The sequence below is a fragment of the Treponema sp. OMZ 906 genome (assembly GCF_024181185.1).
GTDB lineage: Bacteria > Spirochaetota > Spirochaetia > Treponematales > Treponemataceae > Treponema.
The window spans coordinates 1,930,520-1,946,547 of record NZ_CP051196.1 but is presented as its reverse complement, the minus strand read 5'-3'; the positions used below and the strand labels follow the sequence as shown (position 1 = coordinate 1,946,547).

Below are 16,028 nucleotides of genomic sequence, written 5' to 3'. Positions count from 1 at the left end.
ACAAATGAAACGGATTTTTAAATATACTTTTTTGCAGCGGCTGCCGAGTATTATTTTAAGCTGTGCCGTTATGGCAGGTATGAGCGGCGTCGAGCTGCTCTTTTTAGCCTTTACCAAAAACATATTTAACGGGTTTTATATGTTGTGGTTTGTGCTCACTGTAACCGTATTAACGGTCATTCCGCTCTTTCTGTTTATTCGATGCAGCAGCGGTTACGCACGGGCATTGTTGTTTACCGATGAAAGCTATCTTATGTTGACGTTGCCGGTACGTACCGAGTTCATATTGCTCGGTAGGATACTATGCGGCCTCGCAGAACTTATGATTTGTATTGCTGTCTCAGGCGTTTTTTCAATAGCGGTTTGGATAGGCTGGACGTATCATTATATCGGTTTTACGAGTGAACAGTTTTTTCGAGTAGCAGCAGATATTCTCAATCTTATTTTTCTTAAAAATTTTCCTCTCGTTGCTTTTGTGCTATTAGGATCGTTAGTGTCATTCATATTTATCGGAAATGTTGCGCTTGCCGTTCAAACAGTGATGCGTTCCTTTAATATTAAACGGATGCGGGGAGTATGGATAGTCGGCTTTATTCTTATCTTTACCGGTACGCTCTTTCTTACCGGAAGAATTGAAGCAATGGTCGGCAGGGTTTTAAGTGCCTATTGTCCCATTACTATATACGGTATTAAGTATTCAGCGCAGGTTGCATCATACCCAGGCGGTATGGTTGTTAATGTCCCTATCGTTTCGACGTTCATTTCTCTGGGGATAGGCATCGCGTGTTTTTTTGCTTCGGTATGGCTTTTAAAAAAGAGGGTAGAGGTATAGGAATTTCTTTTATAGTTGACATTATATATTAAGAATCATTATTGTGTTTTATGTGAGGAGCTAACAATGCTGAAATATAAGAAAAATTTTTTGTATGTATGTTCGGTTTTACTGATAGTAGGCTGTATCGCATGTAAGCCTGAATCGCGGCGGGATACAGCACAGACCTGTGCAGCAAATGAAAAGACTAAAACCGGTGCAGGGGTCGAAAAGCCGGTTGCTCAGGTTGTGTTTGATGATAAAGCGTTGGCTGCGCTTAGCAAGCAAAAAGCGACAGCTATTTATTGTATAGCAATGGGAGCATCGTGAGGCGGTACTATTGTAGATCCGACCGTGATTGTCGGGATGCCTAAAGATATTAACAACTATGACAAATTTGAAGCGAACGGAATCGATGTCTATATGAAAAAAGGAACCGATACGATTAATGGTACCGTAACGATAACTGCGGAAAGCTCATTTTGGCAGGAGATATTTATCGTAAAAGGGATTGTACAATAAAAAATCTCAGGCAATCGCATCAGGCCGTTTTTTAATAGCCCCGCAGAAACGCCCACGAATGAACGTCCATGTCCATTCGTGAGTTACGAGATAATATGCAGAGAAAACATCGTTGCTGCAAAGAACCACCGCCGTCCGTGGCGGTTCTGAAACGTTGCGGAGTGATTTTTGTGAAATAACGAAGTAGATGCCCGCATATTTCAAAAGGAAATATGCGGCGATTTTTATCTATTCTGCCCGATGTGATTACCCGTCTGCTAGAAAAATGTGCGAAATTTTGTTTCTCGAAAATGCAATAGTTGAACGAAATATGAATTTTGGAAACTGTTGCATTGGTGCGCGGTAAGCGCACAAGTCAATATGCAAGTTTTCGAAAGAAAACTTGACGGTTAAGGTGAGCGACGTCATTTTAGACGCTCACCTTATACCTACGAAATTTCGCACAACAAAAGGAAGGTAACCGCTTAAAATATTGATAATGCAGTGGTCATGGTGATTATGGAAACGGAAGCGTGTGAAGTATTATATCGGTTTTTTAGAACCGCATCGGAATATATTGAAGGGTACCGCAGCGATGCGCCGTATCCCGAATCGTTTGCATTTGCCGGAGATTCAACGTCTGTTGTTGCGGCAACCGGCGCTGCAGTGAATACCGAGTGTGCTGCAGCGTATCCGGCAGGTACCGGCAATGAACAAAGCGGTATCGGCAAAGCGGCATTTACCGGTCTTGCCGGAAACAGCGGTTTTGCAGCCGATAATAGCCTTGAGGGGGCAGCAGGCGGCTCCGCTTCCGGCGGAATGTATACGGAGACGGTAGGCGGTAACGGTGGAACGCTGTTTCGGTCGATGCAGGAGATTTACACTGCGGTTGCGCAGTGCTCCGCCTGTGTATTGGGGCAAACCCGTACTCATCCGGTGGCGGGAGAAGGCCCCGAAGAGCTGTCCCGCCTGACCAACTCCGTTGAGGTGATGGTAATCGGCGAGGGACCGGGCGCGGACGAAGACCGGCAGGGCAGACCCTTTGTCGGTAGGGCGGGGCAGCTCCTCGACAAGATGCTGGAGGCTATTCAGCTTTCGCGTAAGACGAACTGCTATATCACCAATGTGGTCAAATGCCGCCCGCCTCAAAACCGCGACCCTGCGCCGGAGGAACGGAGCTGCTGCGCCGCCTTTTTGGATGCGCAAATACGGCTTCTTCGTCCTAAGATGATTCTGGTGATGGGGCGCATTGCCGCACAGCATTTGCTGCAAACCTCCGACGGCATCGGAAAGCTGCGGGGGCGTTTTTTCGACTATCAGGGGATACCGCTGATGCCGACCTATCATCCGAGCGCGCTGCTGCGGGACGAAAGCCTTAAACGCCCCGCATGGGAAGACCTCAAGCGGTTCCGCGCCCGTCTGCACGAACTTCAGGCGCAGGGCTAATCTATGGCGCAGTGGCTGGAGCTTGTCTTTAAACTTCCTTTGTATCAATCGTTTTTTTATCGGAATGCCGTCGCTGCGGACGGGCAACAATCCTTAGCCGGCAGGCGGGCGGCGGTTCGATTCGGCTCGCGCAAGCTCGTCGGTTTTATCGTTGCAGAGCATGAAACGCTGCCGAAAAGTTGTCCTTTTGTCGAAGCCGACATAAAGCCGATCGACCGCATTATCGATGCGGAACCGCTTTTCACCGATGAACAGGCGGCGCTCGCCCGCTGGATGTCCCACTTTTATATTTGCGCCGAGGGGATTGCGCTTTCCGCAATGCTGCCTTCCGGCAAACGCGAAGCGGGAGAGCTGAATACCGACGGGATCGAATTCGCCGGAACCGATTTTTCCGCTTCGGCGCTTACGCTTTCGGAAGAACAACGTTCCGCCGTAGAAGCGATTTCCGGCTGCACCGGCGGCGAGTTCTTCTATGTGTACGGCATTACCGGTTCCGGTAAAACCGAGGTCTTTTTACAGGCCGCTTCTCGTGCGCTTGCTGCCGGAAAATCGGTTATCTATCTGGTTCCCGAAATCACGTTGAGCCATCAGGTTGCGGAAACCGTTAAAAAGCGTTTCGGCGACCGCTGTGCGGTGCTCCATTCGGGACTGACCGGCAGCAAGCGGCTTGCGGAATGGCGGCGTATTGCGCGGGGCGAGGCGCGGATTGTCGTCGGAGTACGCAGCGCCATATTCGCCCCCGTCCGTGATTTGGGACTCATCATCATCGACGAGGAACACGACGGTTCGTATAAGTCGGGTTTTGCGCCCCGCTACCACGCGCGGCAGGTTGCGATGTACCTCTGCAAAAAGCATAGCTGCCCGCTGGTGATGGGTTCGGCAACGCCGTCGGTAGAGGCATGGCATTTGATGAAAACCGGCGCAATCCGTACTCTGCGGTTGAGCGAGCGGCTTTCAGGCGGGGCGCTGCCCCATATCCGCATCGAATCGCTGTTGCATACGGCCGGAGCGTTAAGCACTGCGCTGATCGATGAAATGCGCCACACCAAAACGCAAGGGAAACAGACCATTCTCTTTTTGAACCGCCGCGGGTTCTCTCATTTCTTTAAGTGTAAGAACTGCGGACACGAGCTCTTGTGTAAAAACTGTTCGGTGCCGCTCACCTTTCATAAAAGCGAGGGGCTGATGAAGTGCCACTACTGCGGATGGACGGCAAAGCCGCCGAGTGCCTGCCCCGAATGCGGCTCCATCGAGGCGGGCTACACGAGCATCGGTACGGAATATATTGAAGAACAGGTGCGGAAAACCTTTCCCGATTGCACCGTTCAGCGTATCGATACCGACGTTCTGCAAAAAAACAAGCAGGCGGTTCAGATCTTAAATAACTTTCGGGACGGCGCTATCGATATTTTGCTCGGCACGCAGATGATTGCCAAAGGCTTAAACTTTCCCGGCGTGCGGCTGGTCGGAATTGCGCTTGCCGACACCGGCTTACAGATGCCCGATTTTAGAGCCGCCGAGCGCACCTTTTCGCTCATCATGCAGGTGGCGGGCAGGGCAGGGCGGTATGTTCCGGACGGGGAGGTTATCATTCAAACCTATAATCCCTATCATCCTGCAATTGTCTGTGCGCAGCACAATGATGTGGAAGGTTTTTATACACAGGAGCTAAAGCAGCGTCAGGCATTGGAATTTCCGCCCTTTGCCCGCCTTATCCGGCTGGTGTTTCGCAGTAAAGATCAACACAAAGCGGAAGAAGCCGCTTTCGGTGCGCGGGAGCTTTTACCGAAGCTGTTTCCGCCGGATGCTGCGAAAGGCATAGAAATACTCGGCCCGTCCGACTGTATGCTTTCGCTCGTGGCGGGCAATCACCGGATGCAGCTGCTGTTGCGCGCCGAAACGCTTGCACCGATGCAAAAAGCCGTCTACCGATTTATCACCGAATACAAAGCGGCTGTGGGTGTGTATATCGAAACGGATGTCGATCCGGTCAGTTTATTGTGAGGCAGCAATATGCTATTGAGGGGGATGATATGCAGCAGTGTATAACGATGTTTAAAACACAGCCTTTTGTTTCCGAGAAAATATGGGGATATGAGCGGTGGATTGTTTCCGTTCATCCGGCGGGGCAGTCTCTCGTAGATGATACAACGCCGCAGATAGGCGGAACACCGCTTGACGCTATCGCCGGCGCTTCGTATCCGCTTTTGATTAAAATCATTCAGGCGAACGAAACGCTTTCGGTGCAGGTGCATCCCGACGATGACTATGCGCGCCTTCATGAACACAGCGCCGGTAAAACCGAATGCTGGTATGTGCTCGATGCGGTACCCAACGCAAAGATTATTTACGGATTGCAAAAGGATTACCGCCGAAGCGAGCTGGAAACGGCTATTCGAAATAATACGCTCGAATGCTGTCTCCGCTCCGTTCCCGTCGCGAAGGGGGACTTTATCTTTATCCCTGCCGGAACCGTCCATGCGATACAGGGCGGCTTGCGGCTTTTAGAGGTGCAGCAGTCAAGCGATATAACCTACCGGCTCTATGACTGGGGGCGACCCCGTGAGGTGCATATACAAAAAGGACTTGATGTATTGCGGTATCTGCCTAAGTCTACACTGATGCCGGAACATCCTTTTAGCGGAAAATCAGTGTGTCCGTATTTCAGGCTTGAAAAAAAAGATTTTTCCGTTGCGGGGACTATTTCGTTTTCGGCATTTGATACCCCTGCTGCAAAAACCGGATGGTGCAGCCTCTTTATCATCGCCGGAAGCGGTACGCTTGAAATTACAGAAAACGGCATACTTAAAACTGCCGGAGCTCCATCCTCGCAGGTAGCGGCTGAGGACTGTATCATGGTGCGGCGTGATACTGCCGTTTCGGTACTTCCAAATCAAGGTTCGTCACTTTCGATTATGCTGATGGGGTAACCGCATTAAAAATATTTTCAGCGGGGTTACCTTCCTTCTGTACGAAATTTTACTTAAAATTTCGTACATTTTCCGACAAATGGGTAAATGCATCAGGTAGAGTAGATAAAAACCGCGGAAAAATTGAGACTGTGAGACCATTTGAACCGCGAAGAGGTTCAACTCTGGTCGAATAGTATCAATTTTTCCGCGGGGTTACTAAAAAAACGGCCTGATGCGTTTACCCCGATAAAACTGTGTTGACAGAACGGATACGAGGGACGATAATTATTATCAGGAAAAATGAAAAGAGCTGAGCCGCTAAGTTCTGTCAATATTTGAGCGGCTCTATGCTAAAGGATAATGAATATGAAAATAATTTTGGGACGAAGTATTCTTTTGATATTAAAAGTGGTCGGCGGGATTATAGCTGTTGCTGCCGTTTCATTTGGAATCTTACTGCTGTTTATTACGATAACGGAGTATCGCCCTCAAGACAAAGAACCTGCCGAAATCATAGGGGAAGCAGCCCTTACGAAAGAATCAGTTGAGCTTGCAAAGCCGATCGATATTGTCAGCTGGAATATCGGGTATTGCGGACTCGGCGCAGGGCAGGATTTCTTCATGGACGGCGGTACTATGGTGCGTCCTTCAGATAAAAAAGAAGTGGAAGAAAATCTTGCAGGAGTTATTGAGACGCTGAAACGGTATCCTTCCGATTTTTACTTTATTCAGGAAATGGATAAGTCGTCAAAACGCTCTTATTATATTGACCAAACGGCCGCACTTGCCGAAGCGCTTGGTACTGCGTTGACCTATACCTATAATTTTAAGGCATCTTATGTGCCTTATCCGATCCCGCCTATCGGAAAGGTGGCGAGCGGAGTTGGCCTTTTTACGCGGTATCCCTTTACGGACGCATACCGTTTTGCGCTGCCGGTACCATTTAAATGGCCGGTCAGCACGGTTAATTTGAAACGCTGTATGCTGATAACCCGTTTCCCGCTCGAATCGGGCAGGGAGTTGGTAACTGCTGTGCTGCATCTGGAGGCCTATGATGAAGGAGAAGGTAAAATTGCACAGACAAAAGCCGTAGTCGATTTTATTCGAGCCGAATATGAAGCGGGTAATTATGTCATAGCGGGCGGTGATTTCAACCAGATATTCCCAGGATCGCGATCACTTTATCCCCTCTATGACGGGCTTTGGGCGCCCGGTGTAATGGATGGAGGATTACTCCCGGAAGGTTGGCATTTTGCTGTCGATGATCGGGTCCCTTCGTGCCGCCTTAACAACGCTCCTTACAGGTCTGCCCTTTCCGACGAAAACATTCGTAAAAAGTGGCCGTACTATGTCATCGACGGCTTTATCGTTTCTCCGAATATCTCTATTATGTCGGTGGAAACACTCGATGAATCTTTCCGGTATGCCGATCATAATCCGGTAAAATTGCGTGTTACGTTAAATCCTTAGCGGCTCAGAGCGTTTGAGATTATTAACCTCTCAGCTGAATAAAGACATTCCCTTTTGCAAAATTGTTTATTGTCGGATATACTTTAAGTATTGCAGATGCGGGAATACCGCTATTTGCCAAGGAGTAAAAGATGCAGATGAATAGCGTGGTTATTAGAACCGACAACATGGAAAAGTCGTTGCAGTTTTACGAGAAAGTACTCGGACTCACCTTTGAATCTATGATGTCTGCTGCCCCTGGTAAGCAGATCGCCTTTTTGTACGATCCTAAGTCGAACGGCCGGTTGGAGCTGATCCATAACGATCATTCAAAGGTAAAAAAAGAAAATTCTATTTCGTTGACTTTTACTGTGAATCAGATTGGAGAGACGGAAAAATATCTTCGCTCTAAAGATGTTCGTATTATTATGCAGCCGCGAACGGTAAAGGATGGTAAAAAGATATTAACAGCGATCGATCCCAATGGAATCGAAATAGATTTTATTGAAGCCAAATAAACAGGAGAAAACCTCTAAAAATCGAGTCTCTTAGAAGTCCTTTGAAGTCTTGGAAGATCCTCATAAAAAAGCGTTGTAAATACTTTACAACGCTTTTTTATAGCACGTTATTGAAGATTTCATCCGGTTTTAATACTGCTGTTATGGCATAAAGCACAGCGGTATTAAATCCTCCGGATAAATAAAAACAGCTCAATAGAGAATTACTTATTCTTTTTTTGATCTGTATTGGTATTTGAGTTCGAAATGCTCCGCATTACCTCGTAAGCTCTGGTTCTTACCGGAGTTACATAGTTATAGTTATTGGCAATACGCATTACCGTTTCAAACATATCCTTTTTATTTATAATTGAGCCGGACATTTTTTCGAAGGTATTCAGGATTTCAAGTGCGAGCGAACTCGTTGGATTAACCGTATCAAATTTGCGAGCAATCCAGTTGATCATATTGAATACTTCATCATTGTCATTCTTTCCAATATCACCGAGCGATTTTACTGCGGCTGTGATAACGGAGGGTTCATTATCGGTATACATGACTGTGACTAATGAATCCTTGGCTTTATCAGTTCCCATTTGTCCGAGCAATTCACATGCACGGCGTCTTATTTCCGGATAATTATTTACCACCCTGCCATCTTCTCTCACAACGGTTGAAAGCCCTTCGGTTGCTAACGTACTCAAAGCCACCTGAATTTCTTCCGATTGACGGCCTTCATTTAATGCCTCTTCGATGTACTGTAAGGCGACACGTTTTGAATCGCGCCCTTCAGCGGCAACCATTTCTTTAATCATAACGCCCTCAATTGAATTGAGGTATGCCTGTTCGACGGTAATCATACTGTCAGATTCACTGTTCTTATCATTTTTCTTTGCAGCGTCTTTATTTTGCGCGCAGATAAGCGGAGCAGTAAGCAGTCCTAAAGCCAGTGATAGTATCAATAATTTGTGCCGCATGGTAACGACCCCCTTCCTTTGTTCAAAGTCGGTATTTTATTAGAATACCGACTTATTGTCAGTTATTTTTTTGCAAGTGTCAAGAGGCCGATTATTTTAGATTTTCAAATTCCGGGGCATTTAATAACCACCGGCGATTATTACACGATAATTATTCATGCGGTTTAATACCACGACGCACTGCGCCGGATGTTGATTACCGCTTGACCTTTCATTCTTTTACTTATATCATAAACAAGAACTATTATAGAGGATTGCAAGACTATTAATCCTTGAGTTTCAACAAGTAAGGTGATTTGAATGAAAAAGTTAAAGATACCTGCAGTGCCGTCAATCAGAAGATTACCGTCCTATTTGCATATAGTAAAGCAAGCCCAAGCTGATGGATATCCGTATATTTCCGGTACCGTTATCGCTGAAGAGCTACACCTTGAGCCGATCCAAGTTCGGAAAGATTTGGCTATTACCGGTATTATCGGTAAGCCGAAGAAAGGGTATCCGGTTGAAGATCTCATCGCAGCTATTGAACATTTCCTTCGCTGGGATACGTTGCAAAGAGCGATTCTTATTGGGGCAGGCAATCTTGGAACCGCACTCACCGGATATCAAGGATTTAGAGACCACGGATTGGAAATTTGCGCAGCTTTTGACAGTGACAAAAGCAAGATCGGAAAAAAAATTCACGGTATCCCGATTTTCGCAATGAATAAATTAACCGAGGAAATTAACGCTTTGCATCCTGCATTAGCAATTTTAACTGCGCCTTCACCTAGTGCACAGGCTATTGCCGATCAATTGGTAGAAGCCGGAATTGACGCGATCTGGAATTTTACAAATGTTAAAATCAAAGTGCCCGATAATGTCCTTGTTCAGCAGGAAGATCTTACCTCAGGCTATGCGCTTTTAGGTGTTATGATGAATACCCGTATTCAGCAAGCGAGCGAATAGTAATTATTTTCTCCTATTTTTGATCATGGGACTTTAAGAATGTATTATTACGTATTAAGGTGCCATAACCATGTTTTATGAATTCCTTCGGATTATCGAACCAAACTCAGACGACACTGTTTTATAACCGCCTTGTAAAGCGATATAAACACCTCAAGAAATATGCACGGCGGTTAGGCATCTTCGCCTATCGCTTGTATGATAAAGACATTCCTGAAATATCTGTTGCCGTCGATCTTTATATTGAAGATAAAACCGATCTCATATTTGCGGTACTCACCGAATATGAACGGTCTCCCCGTAATAAAGAAGGTAAAACGACAGCCTCTCTCTCTGAGTTGACGGAAGCGTTATGTACTGCGTTACAGATTCCTTCGGAGCAAGTATATGAAAAATGCCGAAGACGACAGCGCGGCGAAGCTCAATACGAAAAGATTGCCGACAGCGGAAAGCGGATTATCGTGCGGGAAGGTAAGTGCCGCTTCTTTGTCAATATATCCGATTATCTCGATACCGGACTGTTCCTTGATCACCGGCCTACTCGACTTGTAGTTGCTGAGAGCGCTGCCGGAAAGACGGTATTGAATCTATTCTGCTATACCGCTTCTTTTTCCGTTCATGCGTTGGTAAATGGAGCGCGGCGAGTTTGTTCGGTTGACTTATCAAAAAACTATTTGCAATGGGCGCATGAAAATGTTCAGCTGAACGGTGTCGCCGATCCCGACCGCTGCCGGTTTGTGCAGAATGATGTCCGTCTTTTTTTGGAGCAGGCAGCAAAACGGAAGGAGCGCTGGGATATCATTATTTGCGACCCGCCGACGTTTTCCAATTCAAAGCGGACACCTCAATTCTTCGATGTGAACCGGCATTGGCAGGATTTAATCCGCAGCTGCTGTCAGGTATTGGCGGAAGAAGGTGTTTTGTACTTTTCTACGAATTCGCGGACACTGCGTTTTAACACGGCGGAACTTTCGGATAATCTCTCCGGCAGCATGGGAGCGGATAAGTTTGTTTGTCAAAATACGCTCTTTACCGTGCAGGATATCAGCACACAGTCGATACCGGAAGATTTTCGGAATAAAAAAATTCACCGGTTGTGGAAGATACGGCGCAGTACAACTTTTTCTTTTGAAAATATGCGAGCATCTACTTCGTTACTTCACAAAAATTAGTCCTCTTAACACAACAGATATTCCGTAATTAACCGGATGGGGAAGATCAATGACTAAACAGCCTTTATTATCCCGTGTAGTTGCTAAAAAAACGCCCTGATGCGATTGCCTCGAGGTCTATTCCTGTACTTGCTAGCCAATTTCGGCGGTATATGCTATAGTAAACGGAGAGTATGCTTGAACTAAAACCTATTATCATAAAAGAAGAAGATAAAAACGATGCCTATTATACTCTGACATGGACAGCTTTGACACGTGCCGACAAGTATAAAGTTACGACTTCCGTTCCCGCGATAGCCGGTATGTACGAGTTGTATTATATGGATACACATAAGCGGCTCAATTTACTGGCGATCACGCATGCGTGGTATGGAGGCTTGCGGAGTAATTTGCGGCAAGCGATCGATCCGTACCATACTCATGACCTCGCAATGCGCACGCTGCTTGAAGAATCACCGCTGTACTATCGATACTCGTGCTCTGATTCCTTTGGCGATCTTTTGGATGCCGTATGGTTTTTGCATAATGTGTATTTCCCCGATGATGTGCGGGTACAGCACTCACAGCGATATCGAAAAATTTTTTTACGAGAACAAGCTCCCGATAAAATATATTGGTTGGATTAACCTATGAGTAAACTTACAAAAAAAGAAATCGGTGCGCATGTTGCGCTCTTGGTTGCGGCAATATTTTGGGGGACTACCTTTGTCGCTATCAGCAGTACAAGCAGCTATTTTCCTCCCGCCTTTCTGGTCTTTTTGCGGTGCGCCATCGGAGGCGGGGTGTTGATGCTGGTTTTTATCAAACGGTTAAAAAATTTGTCCCGATCATACGTTACCGTTTGCGCTTTTCTCGGCTTTCTGATGACCATTGGGTATTTGATGCAAAATCTTTCCATTGCTGCGGGATGCCCGCCGGGGCGCTGCGGTTTTTTGGTCGCGACCTATTGCGTTATCACTCCGTTTATTGCATGGTTCGTATGGAAAAGAAAGCCGAATATTTACCACGTTATCGCTGCCGTTGTCTGTCTAGTCGGTATCAGCTTCATTTCGATGCCGGACCTTTTAAAAACTTCCGATGTCGGTTTAAATCTCGGTGATTTCCTCGCTCTGATAGGCAGCGTGGTTTTCGGCGCCTACCTTGTATATCTCGGACGATATGTCGACACCATGGATCCGATTTTGCTCACGATCGGAAATTTGTTTTTCGGAGCCATCTATGCAGGTTTATATACCTATTTTTTTGAAGACAGTGCTAAAATCGTCTGGAACGGGCAGTCCGTTTTTGCCGCCCTTTATTTAGGTATTATTTGTATGTCGCTGACTAATATACTGCAGGCAATCGGTCAACGGGAGGTTATCGCATCGACAGCTGCGCTCATATTCTCCCTTGAATCGGTATTCGGTATTATCCTTGCCATCGCATTCTGGCATGAAGAGGTAACGGCTTCGCTTTTAATCGGATGTGCTTTTATTTTTATCGCTATCGTAATTTCCGAAACCAAGCTGGGATTCCTCAAGAAAAAATTGAGCAGTAATGTATTCAGAAAAATTTTTTCTCAGATAAAAGTTAAGTAATCCGATGACCGAAAGAGAATGGCAGGCTTTTTCCGCCTTTAGAACCGATTTTAAAACGTCATGTCGGCAATGGCTTACCCGCTGTGGCTATGAATATTCAGCCCCTGATGAAGCAGTGTCATCCGTAGAAAAATCGGCTGGGCGAGGTGTGCTGCATTTGTTACAGCAAGCAGCAGCGGCGGAGAACAAAACCCCTGCCTACCCGCAGGAAACCCCCATTGTCTACAACCATAGTTTGGACGAACTACAAGGCTCCGATCAAATAAAACTGATTATCGTTAGTGATAATCCGGGAAAAAACGAACAGCTGCATAAAAATCAGCGCTATTTGGTAGGTCAGGCGGGGAAGGTCGCGGAAGGCTTTTTTCGCCGCAATCCCGAACTCAACATCGATTTTAGGCGAGAGGCTATCATCCTCAACAAAACTCCTATTCATACGGCAAAAACGAAGGAGCTTAATTACTTACTCAAAAATGGCGGTGAACAATTCCGCAGCCTTTTTGAAGAAACGCAACAATGGCTCGCTGCCCATACTGCTGCCCTGCAGAAAGCACTCGGTTGTCCGCTTTGGCTGGTGGGGTACGGCGAATTAAGAAAAAAATCTCTTTTTACCGCTTATGCGGATGAGCTGCAACGGCAATACGGCGGAAAATCCGATGCGCCGGTCTATGTATTTCAGCATTTTTCGATGAACTGCTTTGCTATCGATTTTAAAAAACTGGGCGATCAGCATAAATCTGCGGAAGAAAATCTTCGCACAATAGGCTTACTGCATCGTAAAGCGATCTTGGGGTGGTGATGAGGAGCTCGGGGCAAATACAGCAGATTCTTTTAATCAACAACCCCGACGCAAGCGTCGGGGTATTAAGCCCTCCGCACGAATAACAGCCCGCAGAATAGATAGGCTGTTCAACCAGAGTTTCGCCGTGTTGCGTCTCAAATGGTCTTACAGCCTATCTATTCTGCGGTATTCGATTCGTGTATCTGATGTGGTTGCCTTGGGGTAGTGATAATGGTAGCAAAAGGGTATAGCGTAAGAAAGGCGGAACCGAGAGATTTGGCTGCGGTTATGCAGGTGGAACGGCAAAGCTTTGAAGAAAACATCGTTGAGGACGAAAGTGTATTTGCCGATCGCATCGCATATACTTCCGGTTGCAATTATGTTCTTGTTAAAGCTGATACGCAATCGGTGTGCGGTTATTTTACGGCTGAACTATGGGATGCCTTACAGATGGACGTCGGCGCGTTTGCACTCGGACATTCGGTACGAGAACGTCATCAGCCTGCAGGAACGGTGTTGTATATATCTTCTTTTGCATTGTTGCCGGAAGTACGCGGACAAAGCATTGCCGAAAAATTTTTTGCTTCCGCTATAGAACGCATCGCCGTCGTTTTTCCGCAGGTGGAACAGGTCGTCTTGCTTGTGCATGAAGATTGGCATAAAGCAATCAGGATTTATGAAAAACAAGGCTTTATCCGCACACAGGTTTTAGACCGGTTTGCATGGTTCGGGGACAAGAGGGCTTTTATCTACGAAAAAACGATATAAAAAGACTCTAATTCCCCCTAGAGCGAATGTGATAAATCATGTCCTTGTAGGACGAACCGGTAGGTTTGCCGTTTTTAGAGGTTTTCCCTAAAATGCCCTCTGTTCATTCACCATGATCTTAAACTGGAACATAAAGGGGAAACTACTTGACAAAAAATAAATTAAAGACCATTTTTAGGCATGCTTAAATCTATCTTTAACGATGTGGGTATGCAGCTGCCGGAACAGATACGGAAGGCGGCGGTTGAATATCTTCCCGCCTTTCTTGCAGCGGAGGAGGCTGAAGTGTCTGCCGTACAAGCATTGCTTATTGCGAGGGCTTTTGATGCGAGCGGGTCCTTCGAACAGGTATTTACAGGTACCGAGCCGATTACTCGGCACTATCAAATCAACCTTATCCGTAGCTTTGAAAAAAATGTACAGCTGCTTGTCGATAAGATGTGGGTTGAAAAAGCCGACGAAGATGTAAAAGAGGATATTCTATATCGTCTCCGCTGTTTTTGTGAATCCATGCAGCAGGCAGAAAATCCGGCCGCTTACGCGGACTTGCTGCCTGAATGCCTCGGCGTTTTGCATGATGTGGTATTATTGCTTTTCGGTCGGCAAATCGACAGTGAAGGTTTTTTAGAGTACGCCATTCGTATAGATCCCGATTTCGGACTTTTTTGGTATTATCTTGAATGTCTAACGGTGCAACCTAGGCTTCCGGCAGAGAAAGCCCGCTTAGCTATCTTTCTTGGTATTTATTTTCTTGCTAATTTTTAAGTTGTATTCCATCCTTATTCCATTGACACGCTCATTTTAACAGATTGACAGAGACCAATTACCGGTGTATGTTACGGATATTTTCGCAGAAGATTTGGGGAGAGTCCATTTTACTCGTCATAATTGCGGAGGAGAAAATATGCAGAGAAGATTTATCGCAATCCTAATGCTGCTTTTTATGATATTTTGTGCCACTACGGTTTGTTTGGGATGTGTAAAAAGTACAAGAAAAAATGCAGAAAAAACTGTTTTAACACTGGGATCATGGCGTACAGATGATTTGGGAGCATGGACTCGCTTACTTGCCGAATATGAAAAAGTAAGCGGCGTATCTATTCAATTTAAGCCGATCAACCCACCCAATTACAATACAGAGCTTCGTATGCAGTTGGATAGTGGATCCGGTCCGGATTTAATGTTTGCTCGCTCTTATGCAATCGGTATGGAATTGTATGAGAAGGGTTTTTTGGTAGATATAAGCAATTTACCATATTTAGAAGAACATTTTTCCGAAAGCAGTAAAGATGCATGGCGAGGCTCTGACGGTAAATCTTTCGCAGTTCCTGTTGCTGCCGTGGTGCAGAGTATTTATTATAATAAAGATATTTTTGGAAGAGTAGATCTCGCTATTCCCACCACATGGGAAGAACTTTTGCTTGCCTGCAAAGATTTAAAAGATGCCGGATATACCCCATTTGCAAACGGACTTGCCGATGGATGGGATATCAATGAATGTTTTATGATGGGATTATTACCGAACTTTATCGGCGGCGAAAAAGGCAGGCATGAATATGAAAACGGCTTGCGTCCTTTTAACGATGGTGATATGGTTGCAGCCTTTTCTGCAATGAAGGATATTGCCCCCTATTGTTTCGAAAATTTTGAATCATTAACGTATGCTGATTCAAATATGCTTTTCGCAACGGGTAAAGCGGCTATGTATGCTGACGGTTCCTGGACACTCGACAGCTTTAAAGAGTTACCGTTTCAGTGGGGAAATTTCGCATTTCCACCTCCGGCCGGAAAACAGCCTGAAATTTGCTTCCATGTTGATGTAGGAATAGCGATGAATGCGAACGGAACGCATCAAAAAGAGGCTTGGGATTTCTTGTCGTGGCTTTGTACAGCCGAAGGAGCCACCGTTGTCGCAAAATATTTGCCGAGCGGTTTTTATTCTATGTTCAATGGGAGTATTCCTATCGAAAGTTCTCAAGGTGCCGAAATTTATGCACTTCTTACCGGGCGAGGGCAGGATGTTCGCTTTGTATGGCCAAGGTTGATGAACGGAACGCCTTCCGGCTATACTTTGCTGAATGATGGTGTAGTTGCCGTTATGAAAGGAGAAAAAACTCCCCAGCAAGCTGCCAATGCTTTAGCGGAAGGGCTTGCACAGTGGTATAAACCCTAACCTGTGGTTATACGCA

At 46.0% G+C, this 16,028-nt stretch carries 16 protein-coding genes; 15 read left to right on the top strand and 1 reads right to left on the bottom strand.

Annotation, left to right across the window (positions count from 1 at the left end; all coding sequences use genetic code 11):
* Window positions 1-4: 4 nt before the first annotated feature.
* The 7 genes from E4N69_RS08740 (at window position 5) to E4N69_RS08705 (ending at window position 7,637) form a co-directional block, all read left to right on the top strand.
* The gene (locus E4N69_RS08740; RefSeq protein WP_162663944.1) at window positions 5-832 is read left to right on the top strand and encodes a hypothetical protein; all 828 of its coding nucleotides are present in this window, start codon (window positions 5-7) and stop codon (window positions 830-832) included.
* Between the two features lie 66 nt (window positions 833-898).
* Window positions 899-1,333, top strand: coding sequence for a CC/Se motif family (seleno)protein (locus tag E4N69_RS12710; protein ID WP_269138844.1), 435 nt, complete (start codon window positions 899-901; stop codon window positions 1,331-1,333).
* Window positions 1,334-1,822: 489 nt separating this feature from the next.
* On the top strand, window positions 1,823-2,758 hold the full coding sequence (locus E4N69_RS08725; protein ID WP_162663942.1) for a uracil-DNA glycosylase: 936 nt from the start codon (window positions 1,823-1,825) through the stop codon (window positions 2,756-2,758).
* 3 nt (window positions 2,759-2,761) lie between these two features.
* Complete coding sequence (priA, locus tag E4N69_RS08720) at window positions 2,762-4,762, top strand: replication restart helicase PriA (RefSeq protein ID WP_253823591.1); 2,001 nt, start codon at window positions 2,762-2,764, stop codon at window positions 4,760-4,762.
* Window positions 4,763-4,791: 29 nt separating this feature from the next.
* Window positions 4,792-5,688: a type I phosphomannose isomerase catalytic subunit gene (locus E4N69_RS08715; protein ID WP_253823590.1), complete on the top strand. Its 897-nt coding sequence runs from the start codon at window positions 4,792-4,794 to the stop codon at window positions 5,686-5,688.
* A 348-nt stretch (window positions 5,689-6,036) separates the two neighbouring features.
* Complete coding sequence (locus tag E4N69_RS08710) at window positions 6,037-7,140, top strand: endonuclease/exonuclease/phosphatase family protein (RefSeq protein ID WP_253714091.1); 1,104 nt, start codon at window positions 6,037-6,039, stop codon at window positions 7,138-7,140.
* Between the two features lie 131 nt (window positions 7,141-7,271).
* Entirely contained in the window at window positions 7,272-7,637 is a 366-nt protein-coding gene (locus E4N69_RS08705) for a VOC family protein (RefSeq protein WP_162663939.1), read from the top strand.
* 203 nt (window positions 7,638-7,840) lie between these two features.
* Here E4N69_RS08705 and E4N69_RS08700 read toward each other — a convergent pair whose 3' ends face one another.
* Window positions 7,841-8,593 (bottom strand): HEAT repeat domain-containing protein, encoded by a 753-nt coding sequence (locus E4N69_RS08700; protein ID WP_162663938.1) that lies wholly within the window; start codon window positions 8,591-8,593, stop codon window positions 7,841-7,843.
* Between the two features lie 300 nt (window positions 8,594-8,893).
* On the opposite strand from E4N69_RS08700, the gene E4N69_RS08695 reads away from it, so the two are divergent.
* The 8 genes from E4N69_RS08695 (at window position 8,894) to E4N69_RS08660 (ending at window position 16,012) form a co-directional block, all read left to right on the top strand.
* A complete protein-coding gene (locus tag E4N69_RS08695; RefSeq protein WP_162663937.1) occupies window positions 8,894-9,541 on the top strand; it encodes a redox-sensing transcriptional repressor Rex in 648 nt (215 codons plus the stop codon).
* A gap of 77 nt (window positions 9,542-9,618) precedes the next feature.
* Window positions 9,619-10,713, top strand: a complete 1,095-nt coding sequence (locus tag E4N69_RS08690) for a class I SAM-dependent methyltransferase (protein WP_253823589.1) — start codon at window positions 9,619-9,621, stop codon at window positions 10,711-10,713.
* A gap of 173 nt (window positions 10,714-10,886) precedes the next feature.
* Window positions 10,887-11,339, top strand: a complete 453-nt coding sequence (locus tag E4N69_RS08685; RefSeq protein ID WP_253714088.1) for a hypothetical protein — start codon at window positions 10,887-10,889, stop codon at window positions 11,337-11,339.
* 3 nt (window positions 11,340-11,342) lie between these two features.
* The gene (locus tag E4N69_RS08680; RefSeq protein WP_253714087.1) at window positions 11,343-12,290 is read left to right on the top strand and encodes a DMT family transporter; all 948 of its coding nucleotides are present in this window, start codon (window positions 11,343-11,345) and stop codon (window positions 12,288-12,290) included.
* Window positions 12,291-12,294: 4 nt separating this feature from the next.
* Window positions 12,295-13,089: a hypothetical protein gene (locus E4N69_RS08675; protein WP_253823588.1), complete on the top strand. Its 795-nt coding sequence runs from the start codon at window positions 12,295-12,297 to the stop codon at window positions 13,087-13,089.
* A gap of 213 nt (window positions 13,090-13,302) precedes the next feature.
* Entirely contained in the window at window positions 13,303-13,839 is a 537-nt protein-coding gene (locus E4N69_RS08670; protein WP_253823587.1) for a GNAT family N-acetyltransferase, read from the top strand.
* Between the two features lie 180 nt (window positions 13,840-14,019).
* Window positions 14,020-14,604 carry a hypothetical protein gene (locus E4N69_RS08665; protein ID WP_162663931.1) on the top strand — a complete coding sequence of 195 codons (585 nt, stop codon included), beginning with the start codon at window positions 14,020-14,022 and terminating at the stop codon, window positions 14,602-14,604.
* 139 nt (window positions 14,605-14,743) lie between these two features.
* A complete protein-coding gene (locus E4N69_RS08660; RefSeq protein ID WP_253714084.1) occupies window positions 14,744-16,012 on the top strand; it encodes an ABC transporter substrate-binding protein in 1,269 nt (422 codons plus the stop codon).
* The last annotated feature ends 16 nt before the right edge of the window (window positions 16,013-16,028 follow it).

Bases quoted from the DNA above. Each gene is read 5' to 3' on its own strand.
- E4N69_RS08700 (WP_162663938.1), bottom strand. From the start codon at position 8,593: ATGCGGCACAAATTATTGATACTATCACTGGCTTTAGGACTGCTTACT.
- E4N69_RS08680 (WP_253714087.1), top strand. From the start codon at position 11,343: ATGAGTAAACTTACAAAAAAAGAAATCGGTGCGCATGTTGCGCTCTTG.
- E4N69_RS08685 (WP_253714088.1), top strand. From the start codon at position 10,887: ATGCTTGAACTAAAACCTATTATCATAAAAGAAGAAGATAAAAACGAT.
- E4N69_RS08695 (WP_162663937.1), top strand. From the start codon at position 8,894: ATGAAAAAGTTAAAGATACCTGCAGTGCCGTCAATCAGAAGATTACCG.
- E4N69_RS08705 (WP_162663939.1), top strand. From the start codon at position 7,272: ATGCAGATGAATAGCGTGGTTATTAGAACCGACAACATGGAAAAGTCG.
- E4N69_RS08715 (WP_253823590.1), top strand. From the start codon at position 4,792: ATGCAGCAGTGTATAACGATGTTTAAAACACAGCCTTTTGTTTCCGAG.
- E4N69_RS08665 (WP_162663931.1), top strand. From the start codon at position 14,020: ATGCTTAAATCTATCTTTAACGATGTGGGTATGCAGCTGCCGGAACAG.
- E4N69_RS08675 (WP_253823588.1), top strand. From the start codon at position 12,295: ATGACCGAAAGAGAATGGCAGGCTTTTTCCGCCTTTAGAACCGATTTT.
- E4N69_RS08660 (WP_253714084.1), top strand. From the start codon at position 14,744: ATGCAGAGAAGATTTATCGCAATCCTAATGCTGCTTTTTATGATATTT.
- E4N69_RS08710 (WP_253714091.1), top strand. From the start codon at position 6,037: ATGAAAATAATTTTGGGACGAAGTATTCTTTTGATATTAAAAGTGGTC.
- E4N69_RS08670 (WP_253823587.1), top strand. From the start codon at position 13,303: ATGGTAGCAAAAGGGTATAGCGTAAGAAAGGCGGAACCGAGAGATTTG.
- priA (WP_253823591.1), top strand. From the start codon at position 2,762: ATGGCGCAGTGGCTGGAGCTTGTCTTTAAACTTCCTTTGTATCAATCG.
- E4N69_RS08725 (WP_162663942.1), top strand. From the start codon at position 1,823: ATGGTGATTATGGAAACGGAAGCGTGTGAAGTATTATATCGGTTTTTT.
- E4N69_RS08740 (WP_162663944.1), top strand. From the start codon at position 5: ATGAAACGGATTTTTAAATATACTTTTTTGCAGCGGCTGCCGAGTATT.
- E4N69_RS08690 (WP_253823589.1), top strand. From the start codon at position 9,619: ATGAATTCCTTCGGATTATCGAACCAAACTCAGACGACACTGTTTTAT.